The sequence below is a fragment of the Alkalitalea saponilacus genome (assembly GCF_900168165.1).
Lineage (GTDB): Bacteria > Bacteroidota > Bacteroidia > Bacteroidales > Marinilabiliaceae > Natronoflexus > Natronoflexus saponilacus.
The window spans coordinates 472,827-485,195 of the sequence record NZ_FUYV01000001.1; the positions used below are offsets into that span (position 1 = coordinate 472,827).

General features: G+C 41.0%; 11 protein-coding genes. 3 read left to right on the forward strand and 8 right to left on the reverse strand.

All coding sequences use genetic code 11. The features are described 5' to 3' along the window. The first annotated feature begins 25 nt into the window (after positions 1-25). Both B5X70_RS01730 and B5X70_RS01735 read left to right on the forward strand, forming a co-directional pair. On the forward strand, positions 26-1,291 hold the full coding sequence (locus tag B5X70_RS01730; protein WP_079556122.1) for a hypothetical protein: 1,266 nt from the start codon (positions 26-28) through the stop codon (positions 1,289-1,291). Between the two features lie 132 nt (positions 1,292-1,423). Beyond that, the gene (locus B5X70_RS01735) at positions 1,424-2,599 is read left to right on the forward strand and encodes a PepSY-associated TM helix domain-containing protein (protein WP_079556123.1); all 1,176 of its coding nucleotides are present in this window, start codon (positions 1,424-1,426) and stop codon (positions 2,597-2,599) included. Positions 2,600-2,922: 323 nt separating this feature from the next. On the opposite strand, the gene B5X70_RS01740 is transcribed toward B5X70_RS01735, so the two are convergent. From B5X70_RS01740 to B5X70_RS01750, 3 genes are all read right to left on the reverse strand, one after another. After that, a complete protein-coding gene (locus B5X70_RS01740; protein WP_079556124.1) occupies positions 2,923-3,726 on the reverse strand; it encodes a hypothetical protein in 804 nt (267 codons plus the stop codon). A 234-nt stretch (positions 3,727-3,960) separates the two neighbouring features. Then, positions 3,961-5,151 (reverse strand): [FeFe] hydrogenase H-cluster maturation GTPase HydF, encoded by a 1,191-nt coding sequence (gene hydF / locus B5X70_RS01745; RefSeq protein WP_079556125.1) that lies wholly within the window; start codon positions 5,149-5,151, stop codon positions 3,961-3,963. 10 nt (positions 5,152-5,161) lie between these two features. Further along, positions 5,162-5,710 (reverse strand): hypothetical protein, encoded by a 549-nt coding sequence (locus B5X70_RS01750; protein WP_079556126.1) that lies wholly within the window; start codon positions 5,708-5,710, stop codon positions 5,162-5,164. Between the two features lie 313 nt (positions 5,711-6,023). Between B5X70_RS01750 and B5X70_RS01755 the strand changes: the two genes are divergently transcribed. Further along, positions 6,024-7,088, forward strand: coding sequence for a TolB family protein (locus B5X70_RS01755; RefSeq protein WP_079556127.1), 1,065 nt, complete (start codon positions 6,024-6,026; stop codon positions 7,086-7,088). 122 nt (positions 7,089-7,210) lie between these two features. Here B5X70_RS01755 and B5X70_RS01760 read toward each other — a convergent pair whose 3' ends face one another. From B5X70_RS01760 to B5X70_RS01780, 5 genes are all read right to left on the reverse strand, one after another. After that, positions 7,211-8,374, reverse strand: a complete 1,164-nt coding sequence (locus tag B5X70_RS01760) for a sigma-54-dependent transcriptional regulator (protein WP_079556128.1) — start codon at positions 8,372-8,374, stop codon at positions 7,211-7,213. Between the two features lie 106 nt (positions 8,375-8,480). Next, on the reverse strand, positions 8,481-9,419 hold the full coding sequence (locus B5X70_RS01765) for a Ppx/GppA phosphatase family protein (RefSeq protein WP_079556129.1): 939 nt from the start codon (positions 9,417-9,419) through the stop codon (positions 8,481-8,483). A 107-nt stretch (positions 9,420-9,526) separates the two neighbouring features. Beyond that, positions 9,527-10,873 carry an ABC transporter permease gene (locus B5X70_RS01770; RefSeq protein WP_079556130.1) on the reverse strand — a complete coding sequence of 449 codons (1,347 nt, stop codon included), beginning with the start codon at positions 10,871-10,873 and terminating at the stop codon, positions 9,527-9,529. 13 nt (positions 10,874-10,886) lie between these two features. Next, a complete protein-coding gene (locus B5X70_RS01775) occupies positions 10,887-11,804 on the reverse strand; it encodes an ABC transporter ATP-binding protein (RefSeq protein WP_079556131.1) in 918 nt (305 codons plus the stop codon). A 115-nt stretch (positions 11,805-11,919) separates the two neighbouring features. Next, positions 11,920-12,360, reverse strand: coding sequence for an RrF2 family transcriptional regulator (locus B5X70_RS01780; protein ID WP_079556132.1), 441 nt, complete (start codon positions 12,358-12,360; stop codon positions 11,920-11,922). Between the last annotated feature and the right edge of the window lie 9 nt (positions 12,361-12,369).

A 12,369-nucleotide genomic window follows, 5' to 3' on the forward strand; every position in this document is an offset into this window, starting at 1 on the left:
TTAAAACAATAAATTCTTATTAGTTATGAAAAAAGTACGATTTATATCTCATCTGTTTTTAAGCGCTTTTATGCTATTTGCGGCATCATGCTCAGACGACAAGGATGATCCGATTAATCAGTTGCCAGATGAAACCGACGATAGCAAGCCCCGGGTTTTTCACATTGCCGCCCGTTTTGATGGTCGAGATTCAGAGGTTTACATGGCCGGAGTTGAAGATCTTTCGAAAGGCTCTCTCTCATTTAAAGGCAACGGATATGCCATTAATCCTGTTCGTTCAGCTCGCGTTTTTACCGATAATTTGGGTTGGGTATATGTATTTGATTACGGTGGCGGATATTTGCAAAAATTCAGCTACAACAATGGCAGTTACACCAAAGTTAAAGAACTAGATGTAGCTCCGGTTATGGGGGGTGTTCCCCATGTCAGACCATGGAAAATTAACGAAGAGACCATTCTTATTCATAACATCATAGCTCGCGACATTGAAGACAGTGGTAATGGCATCAATAAGGAGGCCGATATGTATGTTACACGAATGGAAATACCTCTTGTGGCAATTGCTGATATTTTGGAAACCTGGACCATCCCTGCCGAAGCATGGGATGTGGAGGAAAAAGCCTATGTTTTCAGAGTGGATGCCCCAACTGTATTGGATGACAAGATTTATTACGGTCTAGGACGCCGAGCCATCGACAATACAATTCCTCTAACGGGTATGCATACCATTGTTCTTGATTATCCCTCCCTGACTAATCCAAAATACATCCGTTCTGAAAAGGGAACTGGAAACACAAACGGTTATCGTGGCGGCAATATGCATGCCATTGGCGAATATGTTTATCAGGCCAATCGTGCTACAGGTGAAAATGCAACCATGATTTTAAGATTAAAAGATGGAGAGTATGATAACAATTGGGAGTTTAATGTTACTGCTGCTTTAGGAGAAACATTTAATACAAATAATTGGTATCATGCCGGGAATGGAATATGTTATGTATCTGCGCAGTTTACCAATGCTGAAGATGAAAATAACCAGTGGGGTGTTGTTAGGATGGATCTGAATAACAAAACTGCCATTAAAATGAATGTTCCAATGTCTGATCTTTTTGGATATCAAAACGGTGTTACAATCGACGATAAATTCTATATGGCTGTTAGTCCTGTTGGAAGTACAGGTGAGTCGGCTCCATTTGTTTACATCTTTGATATTGACTCAACCGATCCAAATGCGTTTACTAAAGGTTTGGAGCTTGATAAGGGCAATATCTTTGTCGAAGGAATTTTTTGATAAGGGCAATACCTGAAAAGTTTGCTTGCAAATGGTCTTAGCTCCAACACAAATTGTGTTTTTTCCCACTCGGTTTATCACCGAGTGGTATTTTATCCGATATTACTAATATAGATTCAAAAGAGCGTTTTAATGGCTGGAAAGAACATTGTTTGGAAAACAATTCGAAATGTTTTCAGACAAATCCATTTATGGCTGGGCGTTGCCAGTGCTTTAGTTTTAACCATTGTTTGTGCCACAGGTACCATATATGTTTTTCAAAGTGAAGTTATAGGTTTGTTGAATCGGGATGTTTTCAAATTTGAAGTTCCGGAAAACTCTCAGGTGAGATCCGTTGAAGAGATTCTTGAGGGCGTAATGAACTACTCTGAAGGGGAAGTTTTTTCGCTTTCCATTCCGTCATCTGAAAATGAAGTGTGGACAGCATGGGTTCGCCGTGAAGGCGAACGTGGAAGGGGAAGTGTTTACCTTGTGAATCCTTATACCCTGGAAATTCATCTTCAGGAAAACTTAAAGGGACAGGCATTTTTTCGCACTGTACTGCATTTACATCGATGGCTGTTGCTCGACCGGAACATTGGAAAACCCATTGTAGGATGGGCGACCATTATTTGCACATTTTTAATTATCAGCGGTTTGGTGGTTTGGGTGCCCCGCAATGCCAAATATTGGTACAAAGGATTGCAGGCGAAGTTTTCCGGAAAGTGGAAGCGCAATAATTATGTCATTCATCGCAGCCTTGGGTTTTATGCAGCTTTTTTTATCCTTATCATGTCGCTTACCGGTCCCCATTGGTCATTCCAATGGTACAGGCAAGGCATATATGATGTTTTGGGCGTTGAAGCACCACGTCGTGGTGCTCCTCAGACACAGGGGCAGAATAACCGCGATAGACGTGCAGAATCCGTTGAGGACAAAGCCACAGAAATCATTGATGTGTCGCAATTCTATTCGTACAGTCATGTTATATCTGTTACTGACTTAGAATTTCCCTATAAAGGAACCTACCGGATTACCCCTCCGCGCGAAGAAAATTCGATTGTTACTGTGATGAAAGGCCGAACCGGTTTTTTTGCTTCCTCGGGGATCGACAGAGTTTCAATGGATCTGATTAGTGGTGAGGTAACAGACATAGATAGGTTTTCTGACAAACGACTTAACGAACAGATTGCACAGTCCATAAAAGCACTGCATACCGGTGAAATATTCGGGATGTTTACTAAAATACTTTATTTTCTGTCGGCACTTATTGCAACTGCGCTTCCATTTACCGGGGTGGTGATGTGGCTGAACCGGACTCGGAAATAGAATAGCTTTGACCGAATATTTTGAATGATTTATGAGTTTCTCAAAAACCATTAAAACTAGTTCACAAAGCTCATAAAGTATCTCTCAGAGTTAACGGAGGTTACAATATCAATATTGGAACCATTGTTAGCTTAGTGCATTCTTTGTGAACTTTGTGGTTAAAAGTAGTTTGTTGATATTTTTAATATGATTGATTGTCAATGGTATATGATTTTGTTGTAAGGTTATTAAATTGGCTGATAATAAGAAACTCGCTTGAATTTAATAGCTAATAATCAAATCTCAATGCATCGGGATGATCTATTGTTCTAAATTATTTCATCTTAATACTCTTCAATACATAAAATTTTCACCGGAACAGACGGGCCTACATAAGCCAGACAAACTGGTTCATACAGATATTTATGCTCCTCCTTTACTATTACTCCAATGATGTATTGTTTTCCTTCAACAGGAATGAACTCTGAAATCGCATCATCAATGGCAACAGGTTGTAGGTATTTGTGAAAATGATAGTTTCCGTAACCTGCATAAACGCTGTCCTCAACTGCAAACCACAAATTGTCGTAAAGTCCGTTTCCACAAATGACAGATTGTGCCGTTACAACAAAGTTGCAGTTGTAGCTCTCTTCAAAATCAAAATCATAACCGTCTCCAATCCAAATTGCAGAATCGGAAGGATTATATCCACTATATGCGTTGATCGATACATTGGTGATCATTATGGAGTCCAAAATGTTTTCCAAGGGGAAGTATAGTGTTTCCGTTATATATGCCTCGCAGAAGTCGTTGTTGGCATCGTGGGTAAGTATCAGGTGCATAATGGGAGGGTTGCTGCTTCGCATCATTTCGTCCCAGGTTAGGGTGAAATGATGAGTTTCGCATCCGCCGGAGTAACCAACAGTGATTTTTATTAAACCGTCCTCAAAAGTAACTTCTAGTATTTCAAATGGGTCGCTTGTGGCTCCTGAAGAGTTGTTTTTAACATTGAAAAATTCGCTGTTGCTGCTTTTAACAGTAGTTAAAGACGTTTTTTCACCAGACGGAGTCTCTTTTTCTTCGTCTTTGGAGCATCCAATGAATGCAAATGTTGCTGCCAATAAGATAATCGCTAGATGGGTTTTCATATGGTTATAGTTTAAATTTTCAATGGTTTCCGACAATACAGAAGAACTCTTCCCTCAGCCTAGTGTCAAATCAACCGATAAGCTTCGGGCAAACCTGGTGCGCTTGGTGGTTCCCTCAGGGGGGGTAGGGGTGAGCGAGGGAGACACTTCAGATTTGACTTGACACAGGGAATCGTTTCATGGCTTTTTAAAATGGATTACAAGATATAGATGCAAAGGCAAAAAAAGGTTGCGTCAGAGATTAAATGGTTGCATGGCTCTTTCATAGATTCCCTTCATCCAGGCAATGGCCATGCCGTAATTGGTGACAGGGATGCCGGCTTCAATGGCCGGTCGAAGACGGTTTTGCAATTGACGGCGTGTTATCATGCATCCACCGCATTGAACGACGATGGCGTATTGATTTATGGGCTGGGGAACTTGATCCAGTCCTGCCACCACATCAAAATGAATTTCACTTTTTGTGTGACTTTTCAGCCAACGGGGAATCTTCACCCGTCCAATGTCATCGCAGGTTGAGTGATGGGTGCACGACTCCAGTATGAGAACCTTGTCGCCATCTTGAAGTTTATCAAGATGAGGTGTCCCTTTTTTGTATGCTTCAAAATCACCTCTGAACCGAGCCAGTAAAATGCTGAAACCCGTTAGAAGTATGTCCTTCGGAATGATCTTATCTATTTTTCCGAACAACTGGCTGTCTGTGACAGCCAGTTTTGGCTTAATTCCGGTAGTTTTCAGGAAATATTCAACTTCACTTTCTTTTAAAACTATATTGATGGCATGATTGTCCAGAACATCTCTGATGGTCTGAACTTGGGGAAGAATCATTCGTCCTTCGGGTGCTTCCGTGTCAATAGGGGTAATGAGCATTACAATATCTTTTGGAGCGATGATGTCACCTAAAAGGGTTGGGTTAGACCAGGCCGTTTCAGGAATGGCATGACGAATGCAGTTATTGATTTCTTCTGTGTCTTCGCCTGCCGAATATTCCAGAAAGAATTTAGCTCCAATCTCCTGATATAATTTTTTCGTATTTTGGTTTGCCGGTTCAAGATCTCTCTTGCTATGTACCACAATGAACGGTACCCCCAGTTGTGTGAATTTTTCAGCTAAGTCTGTCTCCCATTTTCCCAGTTGGTTATTTGCTACAATCAGTATGGCCAAATCTATTTGGTCAAGTATACGCAGACTTTTTGCCACACGTTTTTCGCCCAGTTCTCCGGTGTCATCAATTCCGGCAGTATCAATTAATACGGCAGGTCCTACTCCTGCAATTTCCATTGATTTTTTAACCGGATCGGTGGTGGTACCTGCAATGGGGGAGACAATGGCTATGTCTTGTTGGGTGAGACAGTTAATCAGGGTGCTTTTGCCGTTGTTCCGGCGTCCGAAAAAGGCAATATGAGGTTTTCTGTCTCTGGCCATAATAATTTTTTTAGCTAAGTACCATCATAAACTCACTCTCCAGAACATCTGATTCATCCATGGATGCTGTCCAGATTTTCCAGGTGATGAGATACTTTTTCAAAATGAGAAAAAAGGTGAGTGGGAATTCATCCTTTTGCCAAATTTGTGCGTAGTTTAGCAGCCCTTTCTTTTTGATCAGCCCGTCGAGTTCCTTTATAATGACGTAGTAAAATGATTTTAATGGAACGGAGCCTTCAATGATCTCTTCGGGTTGATTGTTTTCCTCAAAGGCATTAGTATTTCTGATCAAAGTGAAATCTATTGTTTCTCCATCAAGCGATGAGAACTCCATGGTAAAAACACAGTTATCGCAATACCATTCAACTCCGGCGCTGTTTTCCTCACCCCATAAATGAGCCGGAGTTTGAACTAAATCGACCATGGATTTGAGCAAATCGCCCAATGGATTGCTGGCATTCAATGCTTCAAACTGAAGTTTCTTCTTTTTATATATGAAGTAACCTCCTGCTTTGCCTGTTTCTATCAGATCGTATTTGAAAGTAAGTGTGTTTTTCATTAATGATCTATCGACTCTAATTGGTTACTTTGTTATTAAATATTTGGTTGGTATAGAAATAATATAAGATGCAGCAATTTCAGGTTCTATCTGCAATCCATACACCATTCCCGTTTACGGGGAATGCTTTAGATCCAACTCTCTAAATGATAGGATGAAAGTATGAAAAAAATAATTGTAATCGATCTCTTTTTTAATGTTTTTCAGCATTATGGCTAATTTTTTGTTGTTGATACTAATATCGTTTTAGTTTTGCTGTAATCTGGTGTCTAAAAAAAATATTATCTTTATTATTAAATTAGCATGTACCCGAATGTTTGAGTTTGCAGGTCTTATGGGTAGAATTGAATTTTATATGTTGAGGATTTTTCTTTTGATTGGAAGTGTGGTTCTTTCATTGTTTTTATATGAAAGTAAGGGTCAGGTTCGTTACGATGCGGATCCATCAGCCTTTTTGTTGCCCGAAGAAGCGCCTGCGACTGTGAGGCTGCTTGCTTCCGGGTTGATCTCTACCGGATTGGATGAGACCGGAGGGGTTTTTTCACCCGATTACCATCAGTTTTATTTCACCATCAACCATCGGAACGAAACTTTTGCCATTGTATATATTCGGTATGAGTCGAGCGTTTGGCGATATCCGGAGGTGGTTTCATTCTCAGGGTTATATAATGATGCCGATCCTTTTATAACCGAATGCGGTACCCGTTTGTACTTCTCTTCAACTCGTCCGGTTGAGGAGGGGGGAAGATCTGATGTCTGGAACATTTGGTATGTTCAAAGATATGATGGTGGATGGGGAGAACCTGTACCGGTTGTATTTGATCCAGACCGCCATGAGCGTCATCCTTCAAAAACCAATGCCGGAGATCTGTATTTTCATGCAGATTATGGAAGTTCTCTTGTTACATATGATTTAATGGCCACCAATATCTATGTCTCAACTTTTGTGGATAGTAATTTTAACCAACCCACAAAGGTTGTCAGTTATTTGCTTAGCGACTATGCTGATTTCTCCCCGGTGGTTTCACCTGATGGAAGATATTTGATATTCGCATCAAACCGACCCGGTGGTTTTGGCGGAGCAGATCTTTATATTACATTTCGCGATGGTGAAGGCAATTGGGGAAAGGTTGAGAATATGGGCGAGATAATAAATGGTAGCGACAATGAACATTTTCCTTCCATTTCGCCCGATGGACGGTTTCTGTTTTTCTCAAGCAATCGCAGAGTGCCTCATGTTCGCACTTCGCGGCAAATGGATTACACTTATTTTAAGCGCACAGGTCTTGGTCCCGGTAATGGCTTCAACGATATTTATATGATTGGCACTTACCAATTTGATCCGGAGTCGACGAAGGAAAAGCCTGAAGATGAATGAGATCTTTAGATGTCTGTCCCTATGGTTCGGGAGTATCCCCATTGGAATCCGGGTTTTGTTTCTCTTCGCATCTTAATATTTAAGAGCCCCCTCGCATTGATAGTCAAAAAGGCTCTGTTATGCTACCAAACTGGTGTGGCGTAGGCTTTCACCTCTTTTCCTGAAATGGTATTACTGCAGAGAATAATGAGTCTTTCAATCACATTTCTGAATTCACGGATGTTTCCAGTCCACGAGATCTCCTGAAGCGCTTCTATGGCCGATTGATCAAACTCCCTTTTGGCAACTCCCAGCTCTTCTGAAATGAGGGTGTTAAAATGTTCGGCAAGAAGCGGAATGTCTTCTTTTCGTTCGTTGAGCGCCGGAACATGGATGATAATTACACTTAAGCGATGAAAAAGATCTTCCCTGAAGTTTCCTTGCCTGATCTCTTCCTGTAGATTTTTGTTGGTGGCTGCCAATACTCTTACATCTACCTTTATGTCTTTATCGCTACCTACCCTTGAGATTACATTCTCCTGAAGTGCTCTAAGTACCTTTGCCTGAGCGGCCAGACTCATGTCTCCAATTTCGTCCAAAAAGATGGTGCCACCATGTGCCTGTTCAAATTTCCCTTTACGTTGCTTTACTGCTGAGGTAAATGCTCCTTTTTCGTGACCAAAAAGCTCACTTTCAATAAGTTCAGAAGGTATTGCTGCACAATTTACTTCAACAAAAGGTTCCTGTGCCCGGTTGCTTTTTTCGTGAAGCCATCTTGCCACCAGCTCTTTTCCTGTTCCGTTGCTTCCTGTTATAAGCACTCTTGCATCGGTTGGAGCTACTTTGTCAATCATCTCCTTTACCTGTCTGATGGGTTCAGACTCACCAACCATTTCGAAGGTTTTACTAACCTTCCTTCGCAAGACTTTGGTTTCTGTTACCAGGTCTTTCCTTTCAACTGCATTTCTTATGGTAACAAGCAATCGGTTTAAATCGAGGGGTTTCTCAATAAAATCGTATGCTCCTTTTTTGATGGCATCCACGGCCGTGTCAATGTTCCCATGTCCTGAAATCATTATCATGGGAGTTTCCTGACTTTTTTCCATGACTTTTTGCAACACTTCAATGCCATCCATTTCCGGCATTTTTATATCGCATAGTATGATGTCGTATTTATTGTTGTCAAACAGTTCCAGCCCCTGAGGCCCATTTTCTGCCAAATCAACTTCGTTGTTTTCGTATTCCAGTATCTCTTTTAACGTATTTCTGATACTCTTCTGATCATCAATTACTAATATTTTGGACATAAGATGCTTTTATTGATCGTTACAATCGAATTACCTGGCGGAATTCGAAAAACAGACGTGCATACATCTGTTTAAGAAATGATGAGGTATAATTGAATTATGATTTTTATAACTCGCTGTTGATTATTTGCAGAATGGCTCCTTCTTTCAATGCAAACGAGCATTGCCATACTTCCTGGTGTTTTATTTTTCCCAGTACCCACTGAACAATGATGCTGGCAGGCACAATGTTATCCACCCTGTCTCTATCCATACCCGGTATCACTCTGCGGACGTCGGCGGTGTTGGTTATCAGGGTTTGATGAATATCTTTTAAAAATGGTTCATGAATTTTGAAGGTGGTAATTTTAGACAAATCCAGAAGCGGGAACTCCTGATTGGCAATTATTGCTGCCAACGTGTCAAAAGAACCTGAAGATCCAACCACTTTGAATATTGGAAATTGTTTAACTGCGTTTAATAACGACTCCAGTTTTGAAGACAGATGTTTTTCAATGCTTTTTACCTGGTCGGAGGTGATTGGATCCGATGGAGTAAATTGCTCTAAGAGCCTGGCCACACCGACATTATAACTCTCTTTCCAGGCTATCCCGTTTTTGTTGGCAATAATGAACTCAACACTGCCGCCGCCAATGTCCATGATGAGAGTGTAGTAATTTGCTAACGGCACAACTTGCTTTACTCCGTCAAAAATTGTTTGCGCCTCCTCGTCTCCCGGGATTACGCGAATTGTCAGCCCCAACTCTTGCTTAACGCGTCGAACAAAATCAGCTCCGTTGGTTGCACTTCTGATGGCCGAAGTTGCAAAACAAAAAATGCTCTCCACCTGGTATTCCGAAATGGCTATCAGATGTGATGTCAATGCTTCAACGCCTCTTTTCATGGCTTCGGAGGTGATGGTGGCTTTGTGAATTCCTCCTTCTCCGAGTTTTACAGGATATTTTGATTCCGTTAGAATTCGATATGAATTATTATCTACCTCTGTAATAAGAAGATTAAAGGTGTTGGTGCCCAAGTCAATTATAGCAACTCTTGTTTTTTCCATACTTAACTGTCTCCTTCTTATGGCTGATCTTTGAACATCTTTTATAAATTGATAAACTCAAAGTTATAAAAATAACTTTGAGTTTAACCTTTATTAGGGATGAATGTTTATTTTGTCGAATACTTAAACCATTTCCATAGTTCCTTATAATCTACTTTTTTGCCATACATCAATATGCCGGTGCGATAAATTCGTGCTGCAAACCATGTGGCAAACAGAAAGCCTGCCACCAGCAATACCATCGATAAGGCAATTTCCCATCCCGGAACATCAAACGGCACCCTTGACATCATCACAATGGGTGATGTGAGTGGGATCATTGAAAACCAGAAAACCAAATCACTGTGTGGATTTCTGAATCCGGCCATGGCAACCCACAGAGCAATGATTATGGGAATGGTAATGGGCAGCATGAATTGCTGTGAATCTGTTTCGTTATCGATGGCAGCACCAATTGCAGCAAAAAGTGCCGCGTATAGCAAATATCCGCCGATAAAATAAAATAGAAAAAGCAATAGGGTATTAACAGGATTAATTGTGTTGATGGATTCCATTATTTGATCGAATGCAAAAGCGGCTTCAATGTTTTCCATTTCTGCTCCGGCAGGATACTCTGTACCGGTCATCTCTATGCCATCCATTCTGGATGGCATAGGAGAATCTGAAAAAAACAGAGTTTTTACACCAACCAGAATCATTGCCGTTAATGCTACCCATAAAAGAAACTGGGTAAGAGCCACTAAAGCGATTCCGCCAATTTTGCCCAGCATCAACTGAAATGGTTTTACCGATGATATGATGACTTCAACAATGCGGTTGCTTTTTTCCTCCATTACCCCCCGCAAAACCTGAGTTCCATATATAAACACAAATAAATAGGTGAGGAATGCGAAAAGGATGCTCACAATCATCGCAATTTCTGTTGATGTATGTTTTTCGGTGCCGTCTTCACCCAATTTTAAGGTGGTTATGTTAACTCTTACATCATTGACCTCCGCAATGATCTCATGAAGGCCTTCCATTTCGTATGTACGCAGTTTCTCATTCCTGAGAAACTCACGGAGGTTACGTGTTATATGGTCTCTCACATCCATTGTTATCTGTCCGTCGGAGAAAAGTCTGATGGCGTCTGACCTTTTTAAAAGGTCGTCTTCAATCAAAAGAAAGGCGTAATATCCCGATGTCGAAAAATTGCTTCTAAGTTCACTCTCTTTATTTACCGGCAGATATTCGAATTTCAACCTTTCGGTATCATCAATGCGGTCTTCGTATAGCCCAGTGTAATCGATGATGGCTATTTGCCGTTCATCACGATCCTCCATGGTTGCAATCCATCCCGGAATCACAAACATGGCAGCAAAGAGCAGAGGACCCAGGATGGTCATGATGATGAAGCTCTTTTTTCTTACCCTGGTAAGGTACTCTCTTTGTAGAATTAGTATTGTTTTGTTCATGGCTTTGGTTGGGTTATTTGTTTTCGTTCACAACTTTAATAAATACGTCATCCATGCCGGGTAAAACCTCCTTGCAACTATGAATTTCACAATCGTTCATTACCAGTTTCAGCAGTTGGTTCATGTTGTTTCCTTCATCCATTTTTACCAGCAGGGAGCTGAAACCGTTGGAGGGTCCGCTTTCGATAATCTCATAGGAATTGTTGATGGTTTCCTTCAATTTATCTGTGTCTCCGGAGTATTCAAGTTTAATGAGATTCTCTCGATATTGGTAGCGAATATCATGTACAGCACCGTTCAAAATGGCTTTTCCGTTGTTTATAAGCGTGATGTGGTCGCAAAGAGCTTCCACTGAGCTCATGTTGTGGGTAGAAAAGATAATGGTAGCTCCCTCTTTTTTCAGATTCAGAATTTCATCTTTTAAAAGACTGGCATTGATGGGATCGAAACCACTGAATGGCTCATCAAATATAAGAAGTTGGGGGTTGTGCAGGATGGTTACGATGAACTGAACCTTTTGCTGCATCCCTTTGGATAGTTCCTCCACTTTTTTGTCCCACCACGCCTGAATCTCAAATTTTTCAAACCAGTATTTGAGTTTCTTTAAAGCGTCCCGGCGGGACAGATCTTTTAATTGGGCTAAATAGAGAGCCTGTTCTCCAACCTTCATTTTTTTATAAAGGCCTCTCTCTTCAGGTAAATAACCAATTCTGGCTATGTCACTGCTTTTAAGTGGTTTGTTGTTGATGAGGATGGAGCCACTGTCAGGCCCCGTAATTTGATTAATGATGCGGATAAGGGTGGTTTTGCCAGCTCCATTTGGCCCTAAAAGGCCAAATATTGTGTTTTCCGGAACAGAAACCGAAACATGATCCAATGCCAGATGACCGGCATATTGCTTTACTACGTCTTTTGCTTCTAAAAATGCCATTGTTCTAGGATTAGGTGATTACCTTTAATTATAAGAGCATTGTGCAAAAGTACGAAAAGAGTTGCTAGAATTTAAAATGCAAAGTGAAATAATTGCTGTTTGTATGACTTGGATGTTAATTAAACATCCTATTCAACACCCCTTCACCCGAAATTATTTTATCTGCCAGATTGTCGATGGTGGTGTTGGTTGTGAGTTGTTGATATTGGTCTCTTATTACCGCGTATTCTTTATGAATAGGGCAGGGTGCAGTGTCTGAACATTTGCTTAATCCGATGCCACAACGGGTGAAAAGCGACATACCCTCAATGGTATTTATGATCTCGATGAGCGTGAGAGGTTTACTTTCAGGATCGAAAAAAAAGCCACCACCTCGCCCGCGAACTGATTGAAGTAGTTTATTTCGAACGCAGGTTTGTAAAATTTTTGCCGTGAACTGTTCGGGAGCTTCAATTTCCCGGGATATTTCACGATAACCGGGACGCACCGCGTCCCGGTTTTTTATGGTTATGTAGACCAATGCTCTTATGGCATACTCAGAGGCTTTCGACAACATATTGATTAT

Coding starts and splice junctions, on each gene's coding strand:
- B5X70_RS01750 (WP_079556126.1), bottom strand. CDS start 5,710: ATGAAAAACACACTTACTTTCAAATACGATCTGATAGAAACAGGCAAA.
- B5X70_RS01730 (WP_079556122.1), top strand. CDS start 26: ATGAAAAAAGTACGATTTATATCTCATCTGTTTTTAAGCGCTTTTATG.
- B5X70_RS01760 (WP_079556128.1), bottom strand. CDS start 8,374: ATGTCCAAAATATTAGTAATTGATGATCAGAAGAGTATCAGAAATACG.
- hydF (WP_079556125.1), bottom strand. CDS start 5,151: ATGGCCAGAGACAGAAAACCTCATATTGCCTTTTTCGGACGCCGGAAC.
- B5X70_RS01755 (WP_079556127.1), top strand. CDS start 6,024: ATGTTTGAGTTTGCAGGTCTTATGGGTAGAATTGAATTTTATATGTTG.
- B5X70_RS01735 (WP_079556123.1), top strand. CDS start 1,424: ATGGCTGGAAAGAACATTGTTTGGAAAACAATTCGAAATGTTTTCAGA.
- B5X70_RS01780 (WP_079556132.1), bottom strand. CDS start 12,360: ATGTTGTCGAAAGCCTCTGAGTATGCCATAAGAGCATTGGTCTACATA.
- B5X70_RS01775 (WP_079556131.1), bottom strand. CDS start 11,804: ATGGCATTTTTAGAAGCAAAAGACGTAGTAAAGCAATATGCCGGTCAT.
- B5X70_RS01740 (WP_079556124.1), bottom strand. CDS start 3,726: ATGAAAACCCATCTAGCGATTATCTTATTGGCAGCAACATTTGCATTC.
- B5X70_RS01765 (WP_079556129.1), bottom strand. CDS start 9,419: ATGGAAAAAACAAGAGTTGCTATAATTGACTTGGGCACCAACACCTTT.
- B5X70_RS01770 (WP_079556130.1), bottom strand. CDS start 10,873: ATGAACAAAACAATACTAATTCTACAAAGAGAGTACCTTACCAGGGTA.